This is a genomic window from Streptomyces panaciradicis, assembly GCF_023516615.1.
Lineage (GTDB): Bacteria > Actinomycetota > Actinomycetes > Streptomycetales > Streptomycetaceae > Streptomyces > Streptomyces panaciradicis.
The window spans coordinates 1-24864 of record NZ_JAMGBF010000078.1 but is presented as its reverse complement, the minus strand read 5'-3'; the positions used below and the strand labels follow the sequence as shown (position 1 = coordinate 24864).

Genomic DNA, 24864 nt, shown 5'->3' with positions numbered 1-24864 from the left:
CCATGGCTTCCCCCAGCGGAACCCCCACGAAGATCACCCAGGGTTCGCAGACCAAGGGCGGCATCGGCGAGTCCACGCTCCGCCCCGACGGCACCCTCAAGGTCACCGGCGAGTTCGCGTACTCCTCCGACATGTGGCACGAGGACATGCTCTGGGGGCAGATCCTGCGCTCCCCGGTCGCGCACGCCGAGATCCTCTCCATCGACACCGCCGAGGCGCTCGCCACGCCGGGCGTGTACGCGGTCCTCACCTACGACGACCTGCCGACCGAGGTGAAGAACTACGGCCTGGAGATCCAGGACACCCCGGTCCTCGCCCACGGCAAGGTACGCCACCACGGCGAGCCGGTCGCCCTCGTCGCCGCCGACCACCCCGAGACCGCCCGCCGCGCCGCGGCGAAGATCAGGGTCGACTACCGCGAGCTGCCCGTCATCACCGACGAGGCCTCCGCGACCGCGCCCGACGCGATCCTCGTCCACGAGGGCCGCGACGACCACCACATCGGCCATGTCCCGCACCCCAACATCGTGCACCGCCAGCCGATCGTCCGCGGCGACGTGGAGGCGGCCCGGGCGCGGGCCGACGTGATCGTCGAGGGCGAGTACACCTTCGGCATGCAGGACCAGGCGTTCCTGGGCCCCGAGTCCGGCCTCGCGGTCCCGGAGGAGGACGGCGGCGTCCACCTCTACATCGCCACCCAGTGGCTCCACTCCGACCTGCGCCAGATGGCGCCCGTCCTCGGCCTGCCCGAGGACAAGGTGCGCATGACGCTGGCCGGCGTCGGCGGCGCCTTCGGCGGCCGCGAGGACCTGTCGATGCAGATCCACGCCTGTCTGCTGGCCCTGCGCACCGGCAAGCCCGTCAAGATCGTCTACAACCGCTTCGAGTCCTTCTTCGGGCACGTCCACCGCCACCCGGCCAAGCTGTACTACGAGCACGGGGCGACGAAGGACGGCAAGCTCACGCACATGAAGTGCCGGATCGTGCTGGACGGCGGCGCCTACGCCTCCGCCTCCCCGGCCGTCGTCGGCAACGCCTCCTCCCTCTCCGTCGGCCCGTACGTCGTCGACGACGTCGACATCGAGGCCATCGCCCTCTACACCAACAACCCGCCCTGCGGCGCCATGCGCGGCTTCGGCGCGGTCCAGGCGTGCTTCGCCTACGAGGCGCAGATGGACAAGCTGGCGAAGAGGCTCGGCATGGACCCGGTGGAGTTCCGGCGGCTCAACGCCATGGAGCAGGGCACGCTCATGCCCACCGGGCAGCCGGTCGACTCCCCGGCGCCCGTCGCCGAACTCCTGCGCCGCGTCAAGGCGATGCCCATGCCGCCGGAGCGCCAGTGGGAGTCCAGCGAGGGCGCGGACGTACGGCAGCTGCCCGGCGGCCTGTCCAACACCACCCACGGCGAGGGCGTCGTACGAGGTGTCGGCTACGCGGTCGGCATCAAGAACGTCGGCTTCTCCGAGGGTTTCGACGACTACTCCACCGCCAAGGTCCGCATGGAGGTCGTCGGCGGCGAGCCCGTCGCCACCGTGCACACCGCGATGGCCGAGGTCGGCCAGGGCGGGGTCACCGTCCACGCCCAGATCGCCCGCACCGAGCTCGGCGTCGCCCAGGTGACCATCCACCCCGCCGACACCCAGGTGGGCTCGGCCGGTTCGACGTCCGCCTCCCGGCAGACCTACGTCACCGGTGGCGCCGTGAAGAACGCCTGCGAGCTGGTGCGCGAGCGGGTGCTGGAGATCGGGCGCCGCAAGTTCGGCACCTACCACCCCGCGTGGGCGACCGCCGAGCTGCTGCTGGAGGGCGGCAAGGTCGTCACCGACGGCGGAGAGGTCCTCGCCGACCTCGTCGACGTCCTGGAGGGCGAGGCCGTCGAGGTCGAGGAGGAGTGGCGGCACCGCCCCACCGAGCCCTTCGACCTGCGCACCGGCCAGGGCAACGGCCACGTCCAGTACTCCTTCGCCGCGCACCGCGCCGTCGTCGAGGTCGACACCGAGCTCGGCCTGGTCAAGGTGATCGAGCTGGCCTGCGCCCAGGACGTCGGCAAGGCGCTCAACCCGCTGTCCGTCGTCGGCCAGATCCAGGGCGGCACCACCCAGGGCCTGGGCGTGGCGGTGATGGAGGAGATCATCGTCGACCCGAAGACGGCGAAGGTCAGGAACCCCTCCTTCACGGACTACCTGATCCCCACGATCCTCGACACGCCGACCATCCCCGTCGACGTGCTCGAACTCGCCGACGACCACGCGCCGTACGGGCTGCGCGGCATCGGCGAGGCTCCCACCCTGTCGTCGACCCCGGCCGTCCTCGCGGCGATCCGGAACGCGACGGGCCTGGAGCTGAACAGGACGCCGGTACGGCCCGAACACCTGACCGGCACGGCGTAGCACATCTCTCCGGGCGGCACGGGAACGTCACATTCCGACGTGCCGCCCGGAGCAACCAGTTCGTTCGTCTCGGGCCGTCCCCCGGGTCGTGCGGCCGCAGCACCTTCCCAAATCCCGCATCACTCAGAGCAGTTCGCGGGTGCCCCTTTGAACCTTGGGAGTAGGCCCACATGACCCAGCAGTCACTGGAGCCGCAGACCGTCTCGGAGGACGCGGGCGAAGGAACCCGCGTCCCCGCCGGACGGTCGTGGCTCGACCGGTACTTCCACATATCCCGGCGGGGATCCACCGTTCCGCGCGAGGTCCGCGGCGGCGTCACCACCTTCATGGCGATGGCGTACATCCTCCTGCTCAACCCCCTGATCCTGTCCGGCAAGGACGTGGCGGGGGACACGCTCGACCAGAAGGCCCTGATCACCGCCACCGCGTTCGCGGCGGCACTCTCCACCCTGCTGATGGGCTTCGTCGGCAAGGTCCCGCTGGCCCTGGCCGCCGGCCTGTCCGTCTCGGGCGTGCTGTCCTCGCAGGTCGCCCCGCAGATGACCTGGCCGCAGGCCATGGGCATGTGCGTGATGTACGGCGTGGTCATCATGCTGCTGGTCGTCACCGGACTGCGCGAGATGATCATGAACGCGATCCCGCTCGCGCTCAAGCACGGCATCACGATGGGCATCGGCCTGTTCATCGCCCTCATCGGCTTCTACAAGGCCGGCTTCGTGCACCAGGGCAAGGCCACCCCGGTCACCCTCGGCCCGGCGGGCGAACTCGCGGGCTGGCCGGTGCTGTTGTTCGCCGGCACCCTGCTGCTGATCTTCATGCTGCAGGCCCGCAACATCCCCGGCGCCATCCTCGTCGGCATCGTCAGCGGCACGATCGTCGCCGCGATCCTCAACGCGGCCGGCGTCATCGACCCCCGGCAGTGGGCCAACGGCGCCCCCGAACTGCACGGCAGCGCCGTGTCGATGCCCGACTTCTCGCTCATGGGGCACGTCGAGTTCGGCGGCTGGGGCAAGGTCGGCGCGATGACCGTCGGCATGATCGTCTTCACCCTGGTGCTCGCCGGGTTCTTCGACGCGATGGCCACCATCATCGGCGTGGGCACCGAGGCGAAACTGGCCGACGACAAGGGCCGGATGCCGGGGCTGTCGAAGGCGCTGTTCATCGACGGCGCGGGCGGCGCGATCGGCGGGGTGGCCGGCGGCTCCGGCCAGACCGTCTTCATCGAGTCGGCCACCGGCGTCGGAGAGGGCGCCCGTACCGGACTGGCCTCGGTGATCACCGGCCTGTTCTTCGCGGCCTGCCTGTTCTTCACCCCGCTGACGGCGATCGTCCCGCAGGAGGTCGCGTCCGCCGCCCTGGTGGTCATCGGCTCGATGATGCTGATGAACGCCCGGCACGTGGACTGGGCCGACCGCGCGACCGCGATCCCGGTCTTCCTGACCGTCGTCGTGATGCCGTTCACCTACAGCATCACCGCCGGTGTCGCCGCGGGTGTCATCTCCTACACCGCCATCAAGGCCGCCCAGGGCAAGGCCCGCGAGATCGGCGCCTTCATGTGGGGCCTGACGGCGATCTTCCTGGTGTACTTCGCGCTGAACCCGATCGAGAGCTGGATGGGCGTGCACTAGGCGCCCGGGGAAACCCGCTCTCGTCCACGCCCTCCACCCAACCCCCGAAGGAGACCGACAGATGCTGGACATCGCCGAGGAGCTGAACCGGTGGGTCGAGCAGGGCCGCGACTTCGCCGTGGCCACCGTGGTGGCCGTCGGCGGCAGCGCCCCGCGCCAGCCGGGTGCCGCCCTCGCGGTGGACGGCGACGGCACGGCGATCGGCTCGGTGTCCGGCGGTTGCGTGGAGGGCGCCGTCTACGAGCTGTGCCGGCAGGCGCTGGACGACGGGGAAACCGTCCTGGAGCGCTTCGGCTACAGCGACGAGGACGCCTTCGCCGTGGGCCTGACCTGCGGCGGCATCATCGACGTCCTCGTCACCCCGGTGCGGGCCGGCGATCCCGGCCGCCCGGCGACCGCGACCGCGCTGGCCGCCGCCGCACGAGGGGAGGCGGCGGCGCTGGCCCGGATCGTCTCCGGGCCGCCCGAGCTGCTGGGCCGCGCCCTGGTGGTGCGGCCCGACGGCTCCCACGACGGCGGTTTCGGCGCCCATCCGGAGCTGGACCGCACGGTCGTGGGCGAGACGGCGGCCTTCCTGGACGCCGGGCGGACAGGCACCCTGGAGATCGGAGAGCAGGGCTCTCGTTGCGGAGCACCGCTCACGGTCCTCGTGGAGTCCTCCGTCCCCCCGCCCCGGATGATCGTCTTCGGCGCCATCGACTTCGCGTCGGCGCTGGTCCGCGTCGGCAAGTTCCTGAACTACCACGTGACCGTGTGCGACGCCCGCCCCGTGTTCGCCACCCGCGCCCGCTTCCCGGAGGCCGACGAGATCGTCGTCGAATGGCCCCACCGGTACCTGGAGCGCACCCCGGTCGACGGCCGTACCGTCCTGTGCGTCCTGACCCACGACGCCAAGTTCGACGTCCCCCTGCTGCAGCTCGCGCTGCGCCTGCCGGTGGCCTACGTCGGCGCGATGGGCTCCCGCCGCACCCACCTCGACCGCAACGAGCGGCTGCGCGAGGTCGGCGTCACCGAGCTGGAGCTGGCCCGGCTGCGGTCGCCGATCGGCCTCGACCTCGGCGCCCGCACGCCGGAGGAGACGGCCCTGTCGATCGCCTCCGAGATCGTCGCCGAACGGCGCGGCGGCAGCGGCGTGTCCCTGACCGGCGCACACACCCCGATCCACCACGACCCGACCGCGGCACCCGCGCGCCGGATCGGCTCGGTGGCCTGAACTCCCGTATCCCGCAGAGCCGTCGGGGCCGTCACCGCGTCCTGCGCGGCCGTCACCGCATCCGCAGGAGCCGGTTCGCCGCCCGCCCGAACATCAGCCGGGCCGACTGTTCCAGCAGCGGGTCGAAGAGGCCCGGCAGGAACCGGACCGCCAGTTCCTCCCGCCACACCACCCGGGCCCGCCCGCCCGGCCCCGGCCACACCTCGATCTCCGCCCAGCCCCGCACCACCCGGCCGCGCTTCACCAGGCGGCAGATGCCCGGCTCCTCGTCGGTCGGCGGGCGCCACACGGTGACCTCCATCCGGTCGTCGAAGGCGAGCGGGCCGATTCCGGAGCGGGCCACGAAGACCGTGCCCTCGCCCGTCGGTGCCGGCGTGAGCACCGAGACCCGGGTCAGCGGGACCACCTCGCCGTGCCGGGGCCAGTCGGTGAGGCGGCGCCAGGCCTCGGGCGGGGAGAGCGGCGCCGTGCGTTCGAGCAGGAAGTTGACCACGTGCCGATCGTAGGGAATCCCGGCTGCTCACAGCGCACTTGGTGGGCGCGTCACGCACTTGGCCCAGCGCGCGGGTCACGAGGAGTCGCGGAGGCTCAGCCGTACACCGGCACGAGCACCCCCACCAGCAGCAGCGACAGGGCGACCTCGATCGCTCCGACCACCGGCACCGGCACCCGGCCCAGCGCCGGCACGACCAGGGTCCGCAGCAGGCAGAGCGCGAAGAAGGCGGCGACCCAGGGGGACAGGAAGCACGCCACGACCAGCGCCCCCGCGTGGTACGCCCGCGAGGCCCGCAGGTACGTGCGGCTGTCGCGCTCGCGGATCATGGTCTTGACGTGGAACACCGTGCCGGCGAAGTAGAGCAGGCAGACCAGGGCCGGCCGCCATGCCTGCCCGACCGTGCCGCCCCCGAGCAGCACGGCCACCGGGAGCATCCCGCAGGCCGGCACCACGGCGGCCAGTCCGTTGAGAAGGGCCCGCTCCCGGTTGTGCCGGGCGTACCAGCAGTTGACGGCCAGGAACGGCAGCGCGCAGGCCGCGGCGAGCAGCAGCCAGGGCGCGTGCACGACGAGCGCCAGAGCGAGCGGCAGCAGGGCGGCGGCGAAGGTCAGGGCGGGGCGGACGTGCCGTGCGGCAGCTTTCGGATTGCGCGAGAGGCGGTCGAGCCGCAGCCACTGCTGGAGGTGGTACGCGGCGAGGTAGCCGAGCAGCCAGGCGGGCAGCAGGACGGCGTCCCAGGGCGTCGGCGTGGCGATCAGCATGCCCGCGAGGAACGGCGCCACCAGCATCGCCCAGGCGCCGTGCTGCTGCGGAAGCCAGCGCCGTACGGCACGAGAAGCCATGCTGTCCATCCCCTTCCCGGCCGTACGGACGTGGCTCCCTCAGCCTGTCACCGGGCGGCCGCGGCACCCGGGTGCGTTGGTCCCCTTCCGCCGGGACCAAGGTCCTTCTCGCCCCCGTCCGGACACGACGGGGGGCCCGGAGAGGCCTCCGGTGCGCCCGGGCATACTGGCGCGATGCCGTCCGTCCGAGAGCCCCGGTCACCGGGCCCCGTCCCGCCGGAACCCGTCACCGCGGACGCGCCGGGCGAGATACCGCGTCCCCTGCTCACCCAGTCCTGGCTCGACCTGACCTTCCTGCACTGGGCCGCCGACCCGGCCGACGTCGCCGGACTCCTGCCGCCGGGCACGGTCCCCGACACCCTGGACGGCGTCACCTACGTCGGCCTGGTCGCGTTCCGGATGCACCGCGTGGGCTGGCTGCACCTGCCCGGCGTCCCCTACCTGGGCACCTTCCCGGAGACCAACGTGCGGCTGTACTCGGTGGACCGGCACGGGCGGCGCGGGGTGGTGTTCCGCTCGCTCGACGCCTCCCGGCTGATCCCGGTGGCCGTGGGCCGGCTCGGCTTCCGGATGCCGTACCTGTGGTCCCGCATGGCCGTGGAGAGGACGGTGGGCCCGGACGGCGACACCGTCACCTACACCAGCTCCCGCCGTCTGCCCGGCCCGCGCGGCGCGCACAGCCGGATCACCGTACGGGTGGGCGAGCGCATCGCCCGGCCGACGGAGCTGGAGCACTTCCTGACCGCCCGCTGGGGCATGCACGCGGCGTTCTTCGGCCGGCCGACGTACCTGCGCAACGCCCACCCCCGCTGGCCCCTGCACCGGGCCGAGCTGCTCGAGTGCGAGGAGGACCTGGTGGCCGCCGCCGGCCTTCCCGCGCCGGTGGGCGAGCCGGTGAGCGTCCTGTACTCCCCGGGCGTCCCGGCCCGCTTCGGCCGCCTCTCCCGCCCCGCGGGCATCCCCACACCCTAGGCCTGCCGCCCCGAGAATTCGGGCGGCCGACGGCCCCGCGTCCGCCGGCCAGGCCTTGGACAGTGCCGGTATCCATTACCCCCGGGATACGGCCTTGTGTACGAATTGGTGCACTCTGCCTGGCGGTGGGCGAGGCTCCGGCGGACGATGGTGGTGCTGACCGGAACCAATCTCCAAGGGGGCCGACATGGCTGTGGAAATCCCTCCCCTGGTGAAACCCTCCAGGCTCAGAAGTCGCGGGGGTCTCCTGGGCGAATGCCTATCGGAGTTCCTCGGGACGTTCGTCCTCATCTCCTTCGGATGCGGTGTGGTCGCCATGGCGGTCGCGGCACTGCCCGGATCCGGCCGAACCTCGGGACCCACCACGATCTTCGTCGGGGTGGGGGACTGGCTCCTCATCACCTGGGGCTGGGCCATGGCGGTCGTCTTCGGCATCTACGTCGCCGGCGGCGTCAGCGGCGCCCACCTCAACCCCGCCGTGACCCTGGCCTTCGCGGTGCGCCGCAAGTTCGCCTGGGCCAAGGTCCTGCCCTACTGGGGGTCCCAGCTCGTCGGGGCCTTCACCGGGGCGGCGCTGGTCTACGGCGTCTACCACAACGCGATCGGCGCCTTCGACGGCGCCATGAAGGGCCCGAAGACCAACGGCCACACACTGGCCTCGTTCTCGATCTTCGGCACGTTCCCGGCGCCGTACTTCCACGGCGGGATCTGGGGGCCACTGATCGACCAGATCGTCGGTACCGCCTTCCTGGTGATGCTGGTCGTCGCCCTGATCGACATGCGCAACACGGCGGTGCAGGCGAACCTCGGACCGCTGCTGATCGGCTTCGTGGTGGCCGCCATCGGCATGTCCTTCGGCGCGAACGCGGGGTACGCCATCAACCCGGCCCGTGACTTCGGTCCCCGCCTGTTCACCTGGATCGCGGGATGGAAGGAGCTGGCTCTGCCAGGTTCCTTGTCGGGTGCCTTCAGCGCCTACTGGTGGATCCCGATCGTCGGGCCGCTGATCGGCGGCGTCATCGGTGTGCTGGTCTACGACCTGTTCATCGGGGACGTCCTGAACGTGCGCGACAAGATGGGCGAACTGCCCGAGCCGGGCCGGACGCGTCCGGTGGTGGAGGAGTAGACCGGTGAGACACGCGCTCCGGGTGCCGGGCCCGCCGAGCCCGGCACCCGGACCGTCGGGCTCTCGCACCCTGGGACCACCCGCTCAGTGGTGTCCAATCCTGCTGCTCCGGGCGACGAGCTGTTGTGGTGCAGCGTCTCGGTGGAGCAGGTCAAACAGTTGACGTCCGGCGGCGGAGTCCCGCAGAGCTAGCAGATTCTCCGCGACGGATCCGGCCCGCGCCCCGCGGGGGACCAGGGACAGAACCTCCTGGAGGGCGCGGGTGCCGATTGCGTGGTCGTCGTAGGCGTCCGGGGCATCGAGGAAGGTTAGGGCTGCTGCCGCCAGCACTCCTGGCACATCTCTGCGCCCTGATCGCAGTCCGTTTCGGAGTCTTAGGCTCGCCTGTTGGAGCTGATCAGGGTGGCGCAGTGCGACCAGGGAGGCGAGTGTGGCGCCGCCGAGCTCCGGGAAACCATCGTGGATCAGGGCGTGCACCACGGCCGTTGGCTCGGTGCTGCCGTGATCCTCGGATCGTGAGACGGTGGCCTGTTCTGCAAGCGTGGCGCTGCACACCTGAAGCCGCAGTCGGGGCGGGGGATAGGCGCTGACGCTGGCGACGTCCCTGGTGGTGGCAAGCGCGTCGGCCAGTGTCCGCGCGTACGCCTCCCCGCAGGCGAGCGTTGCGCACACGTCAGCGAAGACTTCACCGAGCCAGGGTTCCCACACCGAGACACGTTCCGCTGGAAGGCCCGTGCGTTCCCGCAAGCGGGTCAGCAGCGGTTCGGCCAGATCCAGGTCGTCCTCGATGTGGTGACCGGTTTCGTGGGCGGCGGCGAGTAAGGAGGGAAGGTGATGGCTCGCGGACCAGGGGATGCCGATGAGGGGGAAGGGCAGATGGCGGCTGGCTCTGCGTCCGGTCAGGGTGCGTTGTGCTCCCGAGGGCAGCAGGTCCTCGAAGTCGCTGCCGCGGGCGGTGGCGAAGGGTACCGGGTGGCGGGCGAGGAAGGTGAGCGGCGGTTCCCTGAGGGGCGATGAGGGGTCGGTTGCGGCCTGTCGTACGGGTTCGTAGATCGCCCATGCCAACTCGTCTGCCGCATCCAAAAACTGCTTGTACTGCGGTATGTGTCGGACCGTCAGCTTGGTGCGGAAGAAGTCCCACAGGTGGTGCAGGTCGAGGACGAGCTCCGGCGCCCTATCTAGACGCTCGGCTGCGGGCAGGCTTCTTAGCTGTTCGAGCGCGGTTGCGACGACTCGCACCGCGCTCTCGATCTGTGACTGGTGCTTCTCGAGTGGGCCTCGCGCCGTGGCGGCTTCCTTCCAGTCCGTGAGCTCCTGCTCAAGTCCCGTAAGGAGGTGGCGCACCTCGGCTTCACGTCGGGTGCGAAAGCCCGCGTCGAGGGCAAGGGGCTGGATGTCCGGTCCGTCTGTCACGGGTGCGTGGCCTCCGCCTCGGAGACGCGGAGCGTGGCCGGGCTGGCAAACAAGGAGACGCAGAGCCGTTCGAGGTTGTCCTCTCCCCAGTTGGCGGTGAGGACGGCAGGGTCGGTGTGCCCGCGCAGATCCGCGAGGAGGCGCAGTAGCGGGATGTCCGCCCGCAGGGCCCGTGCCAGAAGGTCGGTCTGTGGTTTGCGCGTGCCGCGCAACAGGCCGATGCCCAGAACGGAAGGAGCGTGTCCCGAGGAGAACAGGTTCGCTGCGAATAGATTGCGCAGCACCAGCTGGAGGGGAATGTCGGCCGGTGAACCGGGCCGCGGCGGGTCGAGAACGACCAGGGGCTGTGTGCCGGGTTCGAACTGCTTGAGCCATGCAACGAGCTGTTCCGGCTCGAGGTCGCCACCCGTAGCGGTCCGGTTCAGCCGCTCGCTGTGACTCAGCTCGGCCGCCGACAGGTCGAAGCACGGGTTGATGCCGCCAGCCAGGCGCAGCGGGGCGCTGATGTGGATGACGGCCGGTGGGTCCTGCAGCTTCGGCAGAACGCGAAGTGAGCGGGCCTCATGCGTTGCGAAGCCGTGGGCGTGATACGCGCCGAGCACCGCACGTGACGTCGGAGCCGATACGGAGGCAGCATACGATTGGTTGTCGTAGGTTGGGTCGCAGGCGAGGACGAGCGCCTGTGGGCGGGATCGGGCCCTGGCCCGCTCGCGCGACCTTCGGACGAGCTCCGTCGCCGCCGCCGGAACCGCCCCGGCCGACAGGACGGCGGCTGGCAGGGCGGCGATTACCCCGACAACGAATCCCGTCAAAGCCGCGTGAGTAAGGTGGCCCCATCGGCCGTCGATGACCAGTTTGGTCTTCGTTTGCGCATTCAAAGCTGCCTGGACTGCGCGGACGTCGGCGGTCTCGGCGGCCTCGGGAAGAGTGCGGTACGGCGGAAGACGGTGTTCGATGAAGGCAAGTTCCCACGGGAACGCATGCGCCAGGATGTCGTCGACCTGTAGCCGCATCGCCTGAAGCGGCGGGATCCCCCGGCGCTGGCGGCGCAGAGAACCGGAGTTGGCGGATGTGAGATCGCGCCAGTTGGCGGACAGAGCGTAGGCGGTGGGTAGGGGGGCGCTTGTCACGCGGAACGAGGTGTCCACGCGGTACACGTCTTCGTGCTCCGATGCTGTGTCACCGAACGAGGACGGGACGCTCGGGCGTTCCCCCTCCTGCCGGTAGCCGAGAGTGGCAGACATGCGTGTCGCGATCTGAAGGGTCGCCTCGTCGTCGTTGGCCATGGCGATCGACCGCAGGACGAACTGGTTCCAGAGGGAGGGCTGCTGAACGAGTCCCAGCTGTTCTGAGGCGTCGTGCAGCAGTGCGCGTTTCTGTTCGGTGCCCTTCTCGGTGAGGGCCAGCAGCCACAGCGCGGTCGCCCGCATGAGCGGCGACTCCGATGCGGCGACAGTGCAGAGCGAGCGGCTGAGCCGGCGTTCCGGGACCCCGTTGAATCGGATTTGGGCCTGTGCCCAGCGCCACTTGGCCATCGGTTCGGAGCCTTCGGCAGCCTCGCATAGTCCCCCGTGTGCCTGCGTCATGAGGCGGGTCGCTTCCGTGTGCCGCCCCGACACCCGCTCGAACTCCGCCAGCCGGGTCAGCCGCACATACCGGTCGACCGTGGCGGGTCCCGCGTCGGCAAGGGGGGAGAAGAGCGGCCGGAGCAGCTCGAGTTCGGGAAGCGGATCACCTTCAGGAGCGCCGCATCGGGACAGCCCGTCGAGGGCTGCCAGGCGTGCCTCCGGCGGTTGCACGTCGGCCAACGCCTCTGCCAAAGCGCTGGCTCGGCCCGGGGCGGCGAGCACGGCGGCGACGCCCCCGTCGAGCAGGTCCTTTCGCGACCTCAACGGAATGCTGAGCAACGAGGGATCCGGGACGTCGAAGGTCCGAAAAGCCAGGTCGTGCCACAGCAACGCCGCCGCGACAGTGTGTTCCCCTGCTGTATCCACCTCCTGCAGGTGCTGGAGGGCCTGCGCGGCCCGGCGGAGGTCGCCGAGGTGGTAGGTGAGGAAACGCGCGTACAGGAGCAGACACTCCGGATGGCCGTCCTGGTAGCCGAGATCGCTCCACAGGGCGGTGGCCCGGGCGAACGACCGCTCCGCGCTGTCCACGGACAGAACCTCGCCTGAGAGGAGGCCGCGCCGCATGGCGATGTCGGCCAGGTACCGGTACCGGGTCGAGTCGTGGATGTCCGATTGGGCGATCCGGTCGGCCTGGTCCAGCGCCGCGAGGGCGAGACGAGAGCGGCCGAGCATCGCGTAAGCTTGTGCTTCACGTTGGCGGGCTTCGATGCGCTCCGGCGCCGAGGCCGTCTCTGGGCCTTTGCGGTCGAGTTTTCGCAGGGCGTCCAAGCTCTTGGTGACGTCGAAGGCCAGGAGATGTGCGCCGGCCAGTGACAGCAAGGCCCTGTTGTAGACCGACGGAGCCTGCGTGCCGCTGTGCCTGGAGGCAGTCTGTGGCACCTGGGTACGGAGGTTGATGGCCTCGTCGACGCGGCCGCGGTCCTCGAGGCTCTGGGCGAGTTCCAACGAGATGAGCGCCTCGTTCTGCTCGTCACCCCGTGTCCGTGCCGTCTCCATGGCACTGCGATAGGTGGATTCGGCGTCCGGGTCGCTCAACTGGTCCTGCACCCGCGAGAGAATGATCTGCAGCTTCTCCCGGGTCCAGTCGGTGAGCTCGGTCTCTAGGGCCGACTGGACCAGTTCGGCAGCCTCATCGAGTCTGCCGCGGCCGAACAGGGCGATGGCGCGAAGGTGGAGCGCCGTCTCGCGGTGTCTGGGTGAGGTAGATCCCTGCTGCAATTGGTCGACGAGCGCCAGGCGGCGTTCGACCTCATTCAGGGCCGGGTCCGAGGGGTTGACCACGGGGGAGTTGAGATAGCGGTGCGCGACCGTCCCTGCGACGGCCAGATGAGCGCCCATGACCGCCGTCAGTTTGATGAGCGGCTCCCCGTCCGCGCGGATGCGGGGTCGTCCCCTCTCCAGGTATTCCTCGCCGAGGACTTCCTCGGCGAGTTCTCGCGCCTTGTCGGGCGGCTCCGTCGTGCCCGCTTTGAGGAGAGCCTCGCTCCACACCTCTTCCGCCGCGGGATCCCCAGCTTGGAAACGGTGATACGTCGCTTCCTTGGTGCAGACGACCCATTGCTCAGGGCGTGCCTCGGCCAATCCCTCGAAGTGCGCGACGAACGCGTGGTGCAGCTCGCCGTACACTTGGTGGCCGGAAATCAGTAGGCGCATCGGTGCCAGCACGTTCGCATGGAATACGACGGTGCTGTCGTCACCAGGCTGTCGTGACACCCAGGAAGAACTGCCCGCGTAGTCGAGAAGCCGTTGCCAGGAGCGTTCCAGGTCATCGTCGGTGGGTTCGGCTGCGGCGAACGGGAAGACGTCTTCGCTGCCCCGCAGATGGTGGTTGTCCTTGCGCGGGTCGTCTGCCTCGGACGTGTCGGTGATGCCTCTGGCCAGCCAGGGGCGCATGACGGTGAACACGTCCTCCTTGCGCAGGCGGCGCGGGATCACGCCGTAGCGCAGCAGCCAGCGCACCGCGGGATCGTCGATCCGGCGGACCACCCGGTCGATGAGGTAGCGGACGAGCGGCTCGTCGCACGCCTCGAGCTCCGCCGCGGTGATGTACGGGTCGTGTTCGACGAGGTCGGCGAGCAGGGCCAATGCGAAGGGCAGACCGCGCGCCTTTCGCACAGCGGTGCGGACCAACTGGGGGTTCCTGATGCCTCGCACGTCCGTAAGGTAGGTGCGCGCCTGGCTCATGGTGAACGGGCGCACCTTCATGTGCTTGACCTGGTGCTTCCGCAAGCTTCTGAGCCCCTTGGGGAGCCGGGTGCGCAGGTTGTAGCGGCCGGCGAGGATGAGTCGGAGCCCTGGGCAGAGATCCAAGAGGGCGGAGAACATGCGCAGCAGGCGTTCCGCTTCTGCCTGGCCGTGGAGCAGGAGTTCCTCGAGCGTGTCGATGACCAGGACGGCCGGGCGACCGGCGACGGCGAGGTTCAGCCGGTTCGCGAAGCCGGCAACGAGCTCCGCCTCGATCGCGTATGTGTCGAGGCTGTCGATAGTCGCGGCGGCTTCGCTGCTCGGATTGGAGGGCATGCGGTCGAGCAGGACGCGGTGGACGCCGTAGCCGGCGGTCAGGGACTCGAAGGGACGACCGGACAGCCGGCGGCCGAACTGATCGGCCATCTCCAGCAGCAGGAGCCAGGGATGCCGTCCGACCGCGTTTGGGTTGACCACATCGAAGTCGATCCGGGCACAAGGCACGTCGCGCGGTGCCGGTACGCAGTACCGGGATACGAGCCATCGCAACTGCATCGTCTTGCCCGCGCCTCCCGGTGCGTACAGCTGCCACACCTGCTGTTCTCCAGCGAGTAACTGCTCTGCGTCAAGAAGGAGCTCGGTGGGCTTGAGGAACTGCGCTGAGCGGGCGAAGTCGGCGGCCCAGTGGTCGCGCGCGCGCACGTATCCGGCTCGGTCCAAGGCGAGTTCGGAGATGTCGGGAGGGAGGTAGGGGAGGCGGTCGGGGTCGCCGAGCGCGTCGACGAGGTCTTGGCAGGCAGCGAAGTCGCGTCGCCGGTCAGCCGCGGTGAACTGGTCGTGGAAGAGGGCGAGCGCATCCTCGGCAGAAGGCAGCAGCAGGTGCCGTACTGCTTCGGCGTGGTCTCCTTCAGCGAGTCGCTGGTCGGCGATCCTGCGTTCGAGACTGAGGAGTGCAGCGGGCGCGGCCTGAGTGCCGGTGCCGGTACCGATCCAGTCGAGAAAGTAGGAGGTGCGGTCCTGCTCCGAGAGTGTGTACGTCCGATGGAGGCCACCCGCCGGTTGGATCGCACGCTCATGGAGCAGTTCGACCAGGCCTGGTGCGTCACCGTCTCCGTGTTCGGCCGCCGTGGGACCGAGCACGGCCTCGTACAGGGTGGCGTCGAATGTGCGGGCCACGGCACAGACACGCAGCGCAGGCGCCCAGTGAGGCGGCCGCTGGGAGCGGGCGATGGCCTCGAGGCTCTCACCGGAGGCGAGGCGGCGAGTGATCTCCGCAAGGGCGTCCGTCATCGCAGGACCCCCTGTTGCGCTCTGGCCGTCCGCCACTGCGGCAGGACCTGAGTAAGGTGCTCGAAGGTCTCGACGCCGAAGTGCGGGGCCATGAGCCGGCTGATGCCCTCCAGCGCCTGCTCCATCCGTTCGTCGAGTGGAACGCCGAGGCGACGCGCGTACGCCCGGGAGAGTCGCATGAACTGGGCGCTGTCAAAGTCGCCGACGCTCACCCTCCCCAGCATGTGCGAGTCGCTGTCGGGCAGGACATCGCTCAGCCATGTGTCGGGGGCGACGATGATGAGTCGCAGCGGGGCGGCGTGGCCGTAGGCGATCGGTCGCACCATCAACTTGTACAGGATCTCCGTGAAGGCTCCGGGCATGACGCTCTCGGCATGGTCGAGAGCCAGGACGAGAGGCTGCCCCGCAGTGGCGGTCCGTAGCGCGTGGACAAACGCGTCCACGACAATAGCCTTGCGTTTGTCGTAAGGGTCGCCTATCTCGTCGTTGAACGGCAGCCACGCGTCTTCCGCGGGCTCCAGCTCGGCGCCCGGCAGAGCGGAGGCGCCTGCCAGGTGGTTGAGTACGGCGTTGAATTTGCCGAAGGCGGTCTCAGGCAGCTGGCACAACTGCTCGGGGGATGTCGCCTCCTGGCGGATCAGCCGTAGTGCCGAGAGCCAGTCTTTGTGTCGGACGCGGCTGCCTGCCGTGGGTACGTCCGCCGGGGCGACGAGGGGCGCCTTGAGGTTGACCGAGACGACGTGGTGCCCGCGCAAGAACCATGTGACGAGGCACCAATTGGTGAGCCACGTCTTGCCGGTTTTCGCGCTGTTGGTCTGGGAGTGACCGCCGATCACCAGCACGGGACGATCTGCGCGGCTCGGCGTGAGGGCGGGATCATCCAGCGCCCACCAGGCCAGCCGCCGCTCCTCGGAGCGTCCTACGAACCGTTTGAGTTCGACGTACTGCCTGCAGCGGCGGATGTCGTCGACCGAACTGTTCGGCGGGAGCGAGGAGTCGATGGGCAGCACCAGATCAGGGGCGCACCGGGTGAGGAGCACCGGAAGAGACCACGATCCGCTGTTCGCCTGGTGTCTGGCGAGGTGGGAGCGGGCGGCGGCCACAGCGTCGTCCAACGGGCGCGCGTGCCCCAGCTCCTCGTAGAACTTCGCGGAGAAAGCCACGGCCGCGTCCGAGTCCATGTCGTCCTGCATCGAGATGACGGCCTTCGTGCCCGCATCTAGGAAAGCGTGCGCCATGCCGCCTATCCAGTCGGCGGGATCAGCCTTGCCCGAGTGGCAGGCGTTGAGAACTACTAGCAGCGGATGCCAGTGGGTGAGGTCGGCGATCGCCTCCGCGGTCAGCTCCCAGTCGGCCGCCCCCTCGTGTGCCGGCACGAAGACGAGCACGGGACTGCCTGCCCCGGGGCGTGGCATGCCGTGGCCGATGAAGTGCACGATGTGCGGACGCAACCTGTCGATACGTTCGGCGAGTTCGGTCGCGTCGCGGGGCGCGTCGAGCACCTCCAGGTGGGTGCGGCCCGGATGCTCTAGGGCGCCGGAGATCGTGGCGAGCTCCTGCTCGGCCAGGAGCCGGTCGTCGTGGGGAGGATTACATACGACGAGGAGAGCCCGCAGGGGGCCGAGTTCCCGGACTTCGGCGATTGGAGAATCATCGGCGACGCCGCGTCTCCAGCGCAGTTCCGGCCTGCGCCAGAGCCATTGGCCCTGATGGCGGAGCAACTCCCAGGGCAACGGACGCAGCTCCGGTGCCTCGATATCCATGCGGATACGCAATGGCCGGCGCGGTGTCGCGCGGGAGCGTAGTTCTGTCCATACGGTCCCGAGGTCCCCGTCGAGGAGTGCGGAGAACAGCCGCTCGCCTGCCTGCTCGCGGTCGTTCTCGCCCACGCCCCGGTCGAAGACCTTCGTGAGTTCCTCGACCCTGCCCAGATCCCCCAGCGGAGCCGTCGTCACAGGGCCGCCGTCCACCGACAGCCGTATGGTGTGCCCTGGCTCGTCCTCGGTGCCGGCGACAAGCTGTAGTTCCACCTCTACGGGGGCCTTCACCCTGCCGCCCGTCATGCCGGCTCCGTCAACCCTTCGGCGGGCTGCTCGTCCACCGGCACCGTCTCGAGCACGACCTGCGGGTCGTCCTGTGCTTCCTCCAGCAGCACCGGCGGTACGGGCACGGGGGCAGCGCCCCGGCCTGGCTGGCGGGGGCCGTAGTCCTTGGTGACTTTGCCGAACCAGTTCTTGCGGAGGCGGACGACCCGGAAGAAGGGAGTGCTGTCGGTGCCGAGCCATTCCAGGCCGATACGGCGGCGCCCGGTGATGCTGGCCCGGCTCGCCAGGTCGGCCAGGCCCAACTGGGCCTGGCCCGCGCCGGCCTGAAGGCGTAGTTCGACGACGGCTCCTGCCTCCGCGGCCGTAAGAACGGTGCCGCAATCGGCGGATACCACGTCCGTCACTGCAAGGAGGGTGCCGTCCCAGTCGTCCCAGCCGCGGCGCACCAGAGCGGCGGCCAGACTCCGTACGTCGGAGACACCGCTCTCGGTCAGCCCGCGGTAGACGACGAGGGCGGCGTCGCCCTTGTCGAAGGTGACCTGTGCGCCGAAGTCGGCGACTGCGAGCGCTTTGAATCCGTCGGCGGCGACGCCGGCCGCCTTGAACTTGACGGACGCTGAGCCCTGTGTGTCGTAGGTGTAGTTGTTGTGGGGTGTGCCGGGGCGGGCGGTGAAGGGGACGCCGCGGTCGGAGAGAACGCCGGCGGGACGAACCCCACCGTCCGCGTTCTCCAGCACCTGGCCCAGCTCGACGCGCCTGGATAGGGGCCAGGTCACCCACCAGCCCTTCCACACGTCGTTGACGGCCCGACGGTACAGGCTGTATGAGTCCTTCATGTCGTCCCCCGCGTTATGCCCGTGCTCTTCGCGCAGCGTACAGCGGTGAGTAGTCGCTGGGTGACCCTTCCGGCAACTCCGCTGTCCGTGGCCGGTGACTTGGCGAAGTGCGCGGCGACTCGGCCGCGGTAACTGGGAATCACCGCGGCGGTACTGTCTCGGACACAGCGACCGCCTCAATGCGGCGGCCAACGTCGTTCGGCAGGAATGCGACGGTCAACTTGAACTTCTGAGTCACTTCGTGCCCAACGTCGGTGGCAAGGGGCGTGCTGCGCCGACGCCTGTCCAGGCATGCTGTCCAGGCCTGGCGTGCAGCGGCCTGACCGGTGGCTTCCCCCGCCCCCATGCGGGCAGTCCATAGCGGCTCGGTAGGGGCTGCGACCCGCTTGCGGGATGGTGCGAGCCAGGGCACTGCGTGCTCGTGCGCCTGGTTGCTCAGAGCCAGTCCCGGCGCTTGAAGATCACGTACAGGCCGCCGCAGATGACCCCCATCAGCCCGATGGCGAAGGGATATCCGAAGCTCCAGCTCAGCTCGGGCATGTGGCGGAAGTTCATGCCGTAGATGGTGCCGACGAGGGTGGGCGCGAAGAGGATCGCCGCCCACGAGGAGATGCGCTTGATCTCCTCGTTCTGCTCGAACCCCGCCTCCGCCAGCGCCCGCATCTCCGCGTTCTGCTGCTGGGTCACCAAGGTCGCGTTGACGGTGAGGATCTCGGTGAGGGCCTGCCGGAAACCGTCGACCCGCTCGCTCGTATGGGTGACGTGGTCGGCGACGTCCCGCAGATAGCGCTGGAGCTCCTCGTCGGTCTCGTACTTGGCGAAGCCCGCCATCAGACCGTGCAGCATGCCCACCAGGGGACGGGTGGCGCGCTGGAACTCGACCATCTCGCGGGAGAGTTCGTAGATCCGGCGGGAGACCTCGGGATCGCCGCGGAAGACCTCGGTCTCGATCTCGTCGATGTCGTTCTGCACACCGGCGACGACCGGGACGTACCCGTCGACCACCGCGTCGAGTATGGCGTACAGGACCGCTTCCGGTCCGAGTCGCAGCAGCTCCGGCGACTGCTCCATACGGTGGCGCACCGCGGACAGGTCGGGGGCCGCGCCGTGCCGCACCGTGATCACGAAGTCGGGGCCGACGAAGACGTGCAGCTCGCCGAAGTCGACCTCCTCGGGGGCGTCCAGATAGCGGGCCGCCCGCAGCACGACGAACAGCGTGTCGCCGTAGCGCTCCAGTTTCGGCCGCTGGTGGGCCTCCATCGCGTCCTCGACGGACAGCGGATGGAGATCGAACTCGGCCGCCAGGGAGAGCAGTTCGCTCTCGGTGGGGCGGGCCAGGCCGATCCAGGCCATCCCGGACCGCGCCTCGCGCAGCTCCCGGAACGTTTCGGCGAGGGTGGCCGGCGAGGAGACGCGGACGCCGTCGCGGTACAGGGCCGCCTGGACGACGCTGGCGACCTCGGCCGTCTCCGGGGCCGCGGACGCGGGCGAGGGGGGCGCGGTCTCGGCGGGCGGGGGCTGCGGAGTCGTCAGGGCGCGGCGCAAGACGGACTTCACGGAGTTTCTGGGGGCCGGACGGGCGCGTCGCTCGGACATGCGGCTGCCTCCCGGGTCGAACCTGCGGCTGCGTGATCCTGGGCAGGATATACGGGGCAAACGACGCCGGGGTGGCGGAAGCCCGCCGGATTCGGTGAGAGTCGCGGACAGATCCTGTCCGCAAGCCGGACTAGCGTGCCCGACATGACCAGGACGACTCCCGCCCGCACCCGGCGCGCCCCGAGGGCGAGCGCCGCCGATGCCCCCGTGCTCGGTCCCCGCGCCCTGAACCGGGCGACCCTGGCCCGGCAGCTGCTCCTGTGCCGGGCCCCGCTGACCGTGGCGGCCGCCGTCGGCCATCTCCTGGGGCTCCAGGCGCAGAACGTGAAACCGCCCTACTACGCGCTCGCCGGCCGCCTCGACGGCTTCGCCCCCGAGCACCTCTCGGAGCCGATGGCCGCCCGCGAGATCGTCCGCATCGTCACGATGCGCTCGACCATCCACACCCACACCGCCGACGACTGCCTCACCCTGCGCCCTCTGGTGCAGCCCGCCCGTGACCGCGAACTCACCCAGTTCCGCAAGGGCCTCGTGGGCGTGGACCTCGGCCGCCTGGCCGCGCTGGCCCGCGACCTCGTCGAGGCCGAGCCCCGCACCATGAGGGAGCTGCGCGAGGCGCTGGCCGCCGAGTGGCCCGAGGCCGACCCGCAGGCCCTCGGCGTCGCCGCCCGCTGCGCTCTGCCCCTCGTCCAGGTCACCCCGCGGGGCCTGTGGGGCAGCAGCGGGCAGGTCGCCCTCACCACCGCGGAGCACTGGCTGGGCCGCCCCGCCGGGCAGGCGCCCGCGCCCGACGCCGTGGTCCGGCGCTACCTCGCCGCCTTCGGCCCCGCCTCCGTCAAGGACATGCAGACCTGGGCCGGTCTGACCCGCCTGCGGGACGCCTTCGAACGGCTCCGCCCCGAGCTGCTCACCTTCCGCGACGCCGCCGGCACCGAGCTCTTCGACCTGCCCGACGCCCCGCGCCCCGACCCCGACACCCCGGCCCCGCCCCGGTTCCTGCCCGAGTTCGACAACCTGCTCCTCTCGCACGCCGACCGCACCCGCGTCGTACCGCCCGAGTACCGGGGCCGCAGCTGGACCGGCAACACGGCGCACCGCACCTTCCTCGTCGACGGCTTCCTCGCCGGGGTGTGGAAGCCGGAGCGGGACGCCCTCGTGATCGAGCCCTTCGGCCGGCTCACCAGGACCCAGCGGGCGGACCTGGCCGACGAGGCCGCGCGGATGTCGGCGACCCTGCACCCGGGGACGCCGTACGACATCCGCTTCGGCACGGTGATCCGGTAGCCCTCCGTCCGCTCAGGGGAACAAGGCCCCCGGCGTCCCCTCTAGAGTCGGGCCATGGAACTGCGGCAGCTCACCTACTTCGTCACCGTCGCCGAGGAGCTGCACTTCGGGCGGGCGGCCGAGCGGCTGCACATCGTGCAGTCCGCGGTGAGCATGCAGATACAGCGTCTGGAGCGGGAGCTGGGCGCCGAGCTGTTCGACCGCACTCCGCGCCGGGTGCGGCTGACGGCGGCGGGGGAGCGGCTGCTGCCCAGGGCGCGGGAGGTGCTGGCCGCCGCGGACCGGGCCCGCGCGGCCGTCGCCCCGCCTCCCGGGCTCAGGATCGGAACCAGTACGGGCATGGGCGCCCACCTGGACCGGGTGCTCGCGGCGTTCGCCCGCCGTGCGCCGCAGGTACCGGTGGAGCTGTTCTCGCTCCCGGCCGCCGAGCGACTGGCCCGGGTCGCCGGAGGGCAGCTGCACGCCGCGTTCGTACGGTCCGTCGACCCCGTCCCCGGCGTCCGCGTGCTGCCGCTGTGGCCCGACCCCCTGGTGGCCGCCCTGCCCGCCTCCCATCCGCTCGCCGGCCGGGCGGAGATCGACCTCGGGGAACTCGCCGAGCTGCCGCTGAGCCTGACCGAGCGGCGCAACAACCCCGCCCTGGTCGACCTGGTCGTCGGCGCCTGCCACGAGGCCGGCTTCCAGCCGCTGCCCGGCCCGGCGAACGGCTCCCTGCAGGACACCCTCGCCACCATCGGCAGCCGCCCCGGCTGGACGGTCGTCTACGCCTCCCACGCGCGCGTGCTGCACAGCCCGCGGGTGGCCTTCGTCCCGTTCCGCGCCCCGGGCCTGGCCCTGTCGACGGGCCTGGCCGTGCCCGTCTCCTCGCCCGTCCCGCACCTGGACACCCTGCTCCTGGCCTGCGGCGATCACGAGAGCTGATCGCTGCGGTCGCCTTCTGGCCCTTGGTCGCGAAGGCCCGGCGCGATGGACTGAACCCACCCGAAGGAACACGCACATCAAGGGAGTTCAGTCATGCCGATCGTCACCGTCCAGCAGGGCCCGCGCGACCCCGAGCTCAAGCGGGAGCTCGTGCGGCGCGTCACCGACGCCTTCGTCGACGCCTACCGGATCCCGCCGGAGACCGTGCAGGTCTGGATCCACGAGGTCCCGGCGGACAGCTGGGGCGCCGCGGGCACGCTCACCGCGGACAAGTAGCGCGCCCATGGATAGGGGGCGCTGCGAGCTGCTCGTGGTAGCTCGCAACGCCCCCTGGTCTCTCCCTGAGGGATGCTCAGGAAATCTTCCGGGGCTAGGAGTTCACCTGCGCCGTCACCAGGCTGGAGAAGGTGGTCAGCCGGGTGTAGACACCCGGGTAACCCGCCTCGGCGCAGCCGTTGCCCCAAGAAGTGATCCCTGCCAGGACGCCCCCGATGAGCAGGGGACCGCCGCTGTCGCCCTGGCAGGTGTCTGTGCCGCCGGAGGTGTATCCGGCGCAAACCATGTCGGACTGCACGAAGTCCGAACCGTAGGAGCTCTTGCAACTGGAGTCGGACACGATCGGGACGGTCGCGGTCCGCAGCTGGTTGGAGGAGCTGCCGTTCTCCGACGTGGTGCCCCAGCCGAGGATCCGGGCGGTGGTGCCGGCCGCGTACACCGAGGTGTCGGAGGAGGAGACGTACTTCGCCGTGGTGTACGGCATCGACGTCGAAAGCGTGAGGACGGCGACGTCGTCGCCGTTGGTGGCGTCCGTGTAGGACGGGTTGATCCAGATCTTGCTGACCCGGCTGACCGTGCCGTTGGTGCCGCTCAGGTAGGTGCGGCCGCCGACGACGCGGACGCTGCTGGTGGTCTCGCCGACCATGCAGTGCGCCGCGGTGACCACCTTGGTCGCGGACACCAGGGTGCCGCCGCAGAACTGGTTCTGCGAGGCGTCCGTGATCTGCATCATGAACGGATAGGCGGTCGTCGTGGTCGTGGTACCGCCGACGATGGGCTGGGGGGCGGCGACAGCGGTGGGGGCGCTGATCAGTGCCGTCGTTGCGGCCGCAGCGGCCGCCGCCACCACGGCGGCGGTCTTTCTTGCGCGGTCGATCCCGAACATGAGTCTCCTCAGTGGGGGTTGCCGGTGGGGTTCGCGCGGGTGCTGTGGGGGGTGCTGCACGGGGGTCGCGGGACCGACCCCCGTATGCCCGGGCGAGCGGCACGTCCCAAAAACTAGGACCCGGCGCACCCTCGTCCCAATGAGGGAACCCCCTAGCGGGAGTTGGGCAGGGAAAACCCTCGGTCGCCGCTCAGTAAAGCCGGGCGAACCTCACTTCGTACGGCGCCCCGCCGCCAGTCGGACGATATCCACCCGGGAGCGGATGCCGAGCTTGCGGTAGACCCTGGTGAGGGTCGCCTCGACCGTCTTGACGCTGATGAACAGACGCGCGGCGATCTCGCGGTTGGTCGCGCCCTCCATGACGAGCGCGGCGACCTGACGCTCCATCGAGGCGAGGCCCTCCAGGCCCTCTGACGCGGCAGCGGGGGGATTCGGTTCCACCCGCCCCGCGACCGCCGCCGCCTCGGCCTGGCGCAGCCACGGCAGCGCCCGGCAGCGGCGGAAGAGCCGGGCCGCCTCGTCGTACGACGTCGGGCCGGGCCGGCCCCGGTGCAGTCCGGCGAGCGCGAACGCGGCGCGGGCCTCCTCCAGGCCGTAGCCCAGCCGGGCCAGCCGGTCCTGAGCCGACGTCAGCTGGGCGACGGCGGCCTCCTGGTCGCCGCGCGCGGCGCGCACCAGCGCCTCGGCCCGGTCCAGCACGGCGAGCATGCTCTCCCGGCCCAGCCGCAGCGCGTGCGCGCGGGTCTCGTCGACGACCCGCTGTGCCTCGTCGAGCTCCCCGATGCGCACGAGGGCCTCGGCGAGGTCCCCGTGCCAGCGGCCGCGGGCCGGATCGGTGATGCCGAATCCGTTCTCCAACTCCCGCACCCGACGCAGGGAGGCCACCGCCCCCTCCGCGTCGCCCGCCACCAGCTGGGCCTGGCCGAGCGCGGTCAGACCCCGCGAGATGTACATCTGGTCCCCGGCCTGCTCGGCGAGTTCCACCGCCTCCCGGCCCAGCTCCAGCGCCCGCTGCACGTCCCCGCCGGCGGCCTCCGCGAGGGAGGCGAGCACGGCGGAGGGCATCTCGCCGATCCCGGAGTCGCGGGCCAGCCGCATGCTCTCGCGGGCCAGGTCGAGGGCCCGCCCGCAGTTGCCGGAGCGCAGTTCGGTGTCGGCGAGCAGACGCACGAAGTGCACCTCGCTCTCGACCATTCCGCGCCGGCGCACCTCGCGCAGCAGCCCGCTGACGGTGGCCCGGGCGTCGGGCAGCTCGTCGCTCATGATCAGCCAGCGGTAGCGGGCCATGCCGGCGCCGTTGTGATGGCAGGTCACCTGCGGGTCCTGCGGCTCCATCAGGGCACGCTTGATGGTCTCGGGGGCGGCCGGGTGGCCCATCAGGGCCTCGGTCTGCGCCTGGAAGGACAGCGCGAGGAGCTCGGTGCGCCGGTCGCCGGCCCGGGCCGCCAGCTCCGCCGCGTGCGCGGCCTCCTCGCGGCCCTTGGCGAAGTCGCCCTCGACGACCAGGCCCCGCCAGGCCAGCTGGTAGTGGACCAGGGCGAGCAGCCGGGGGTCGTCGCCGGCGTCGGCGAGCACCTGCGGGTAGACGGTGTCGACCTCGCCGAGCGCCTGCCCGGCCGCCTCGATGACCACCATCCAGGCCCGCACCCGGTCCTCGGGCGAGGTGGCCCGGGTCAGCACCTCGCGGGCGATGTCCCGGGCGAGGTCCACCTCGCCCGCGGTGATCGCGTCCTCGGCGGCCTGCAGCCGGCGCCGGTCCGGTGCCGGCCCGTCGTCGGCCGGGGTGTGCAGGGCGGCGAGCAGTCCCAGCGAGGCGGCCGCCGACGGGGCGCCGCGGT

At 70.7% G+C, this 24864-nt stretch carries 17 protein-coding genes; 8 read left to right on the top strand and 9 right to left on the bottom strand.

The window, feature by feature from the left end:
* Window positions 1-2 precede the first annotated feature (2 nt).
* From M8J74_RS24765 to M8J74_RS24755, 3 genes are all read left to right on the top strand, one after another.
* On the top strand, window positions 3-2390 hold the full coding sequence (locus M8J74_RS24765) for a xanthine dehydrogenase family protein molybdopterin-binding subunit (protein WP_249838561.1): 2388 nt from the start codon (window positions 3-5) through the stop codon (window positions 2388-2390).
* Window positions 2391-2560: 170 nt separating this feature from the next.
* Window positions 2561-4018, top strand: coding sequence for an NCS2 family permease (locus M8J74_RS24760; RefSeq protein WP_058922283.1), 1458 nt, complete (start codon window positions 2561-2563; stop codon window positions 4016-4018).
* A gap of 61 nt (window positions 4019-4079) precedes the next feature.
* A complete protein-coding gene (locus M8J74_RS24755) occupies window positions 4080-5231 on the top strand; it encodes an XdhC family protein (RefSeq protein ID WP_249838560.1) in 1152 nt (383 codons plus the stop codon).
* A 52-nt stretch (window positions 5232-5283) separates the two neighbouring features.
* Here M8J74_RS24755 and M8J74_RS24750 read toward each other — a convergent pair whose 3' ends face one another.
* Window positions 5284-5724 carry an SRPBCC family protein gene (locus M8J74_RS24750; protein WP_249838559.1) on the bottom strand — a complete coding sequence of 147 codons (441 nt, stop codon included), beginning with the start codon at window positions 5722-5724 and terminating at the stop codon, window positions 5284-5286.
* Window positions 5725-5819: 95 nt separating this feature from the next.
* The gene (locus M8J74_RS24745; RefSeq protein ID WP_249838558.1) at window positions 5820-6569 is read right to left on the bottom strand and encodes a YwiC-like family protein; all 750 of its coding nucleotides are present in this window, start codon (window positions 6567-6569) and stop codon (window positions 5820-5822) included.
* Between the two features lie 174 nt (window positions 6570-6743).
* Here M8J74_RS24745 and M8J74_RS24740 point away from each other — a divergent pair, with 174 nt between their 5' ends.
* A complete protein-coding gene (locus M8J74_RS24740; protein WP_249838557.1) occupies window positions 6744-7541 on the top strand; it encodes a YqjF family protein in 798 nt (265 codons plus the stop codon).
* Window positions 7542-7728: 187 nt separating this feature from the next.
* The gene (locus M8J74_RS24735) at window positions 7729-8667 is read left to right on the top strand and encodes an MIP/aquaporin family protein (protein WP_249838556.1); all 939 of its coding nucleotides are present in this window, start codon (window positions 7729-7731) and stop codon (window positions 8665-8667) included.
* 84 nt (window positions 8668-8751) lie between these two features.
* Here the strand turns inward: M8J74_RS24735 and M8J74_RS24730 are convergent, their stop codons facing one another.
* The 5 genes from M8J74_RS24730 to M8J74_RS24710 all read right to left on the bottom strand — a co-directional run bounded on the left by M8J74_RS24730 (window position 8752) and on the right by M8J74_RS24710 (window position 19659).
* Window positions 8752-10080 carry a hypothetical protein gene (locus M8J74_RS24730; RefSeq protein ID WP_249838555.1) on the bottom strand — a complete coding sequence of 443 codons (1329 nt, stop codon included), beginning with the start codon at window positions 10078-10080 and terminating at the stop codon, window positions 8752-8754.
* Entirely contained in the window at window positions 10077-15182 is a 5106-nt protein-coding gene (locus tag M8J74_RS24725) for a tetratricopeptide repeat protein (RefSeq protein ID WP_249838554.1), read from the bottom strand. The genes M8J74_RS24730 and M8J74_RS24725 overlap by 4 nt, the downstream gene beginning before the upstream one ends.
* Window positions 15179-17245, bottom strand: coding sequence for a CHAT domain-containing protein (locus tag M8J74_RS24720; RefSeq protein ID WP_249838553.1), 2067 nt, complete (start codon window positions 17243-17245; stop codon window positions 15179-15181). The genes M8J74_RS24725 and M8J74_RS24720 overlap by 4 nt, the downstream gene beginning before the upstream one ends.
* The gene (locus M8J74_RS24715) at window positions 17242-18063 is read right to left on the bottom strand and encodes a hypothetical protein (protein ID WP_249838552.1); all 822 of its coding nucleotides are present in this window, start codon (window positions 18061-18063) and stop codon (window positions 17242-17244) included. The genes M8J74_RS24720 and M8J74_RS24715 overlap by 4 nt, the downstream gene beginning before the upstream one ends.
* A 435-nt stretch (window positions 18064-18498) precedes the next feature.
* The gene (locus tag M8J74_RS24710; RefSeq protein ID WP_249838551.1) at window positions 18499-19659 is read right to left on the bottom strand and encodes a magnesium and cobalt transport protein CorA; all 1161 of its coding nucleotides are present in this window, start codon (window positions 19657-19659) and stop codon (window positions 18499-18501) included.
* A gap of 144 nt (window positions 19660-19803) precedes the next feature.
* On the opposite strand from M8J74_RS24710, the gene M8J74_RS24705 reads away from it, so the two are divergent.
* From M8J74_RS24705 to dmpI, 3 genes are all read left to right on the top strand, one after another.
* Window positions 19804-20943 (top strand): winged helix DNA-binding domain-containing protein, encoded by a 1140-nt coding sequence (locus M8J74_RS24705; protein ID WP_249838550.1) that lies wholly within the window; start codon window positions 19804-19806, stop codon window positions 20941-20943.
* A 54-nt stretch (window positions 20944-20997) separates the two neighbouring features.
* Complete coding sequence (locus tag M8J74_RS24700) at window positions 20998-21864, top strand: LysR family transcriptional regulator (RefSeq protein ID WP_249838549.1); 867 nt, start codon at window positions 20998-21000, stop codon at window positions 21862-21864.
* A gap of 93 nt (window positions 21865-21957) precedes the next feature.
* Entirely contained in the window at window positions 21958-22140 is a 183-nt protein-coding gene (gene dmpI, locus M8J74_RS24695) for a 4-oxalocrotonate tautomerase DmpI (protein WP_058922274.1), read from the top strand.
* Window positions 22141-22234: 94 nt separating this feature from the next.
* Here dmpI and M8J74_RS24690 read toward each other — a convergent pair whose 3' ends face one another.
* Window positions 22235-23026 (bottom strand): S1 family peptidase, encoded by a 792-nt coding sequence (locus M8J74_RS24690; protein ID WP_058922273.1) that lies wholly within the window; start codon window positions 23024-23026, stop codon window positions 22235-22237.
* 210 nt (window positions 23027-23236) lie between these two features.
* Window positions 23237-24864: helix-turn-helix transcriptional regulator (locus tag M8J74_RS24685; protein WP_249838548.1), on the bottom strand; the 1628-nt coding region annotated here is incomplete at its 5' end.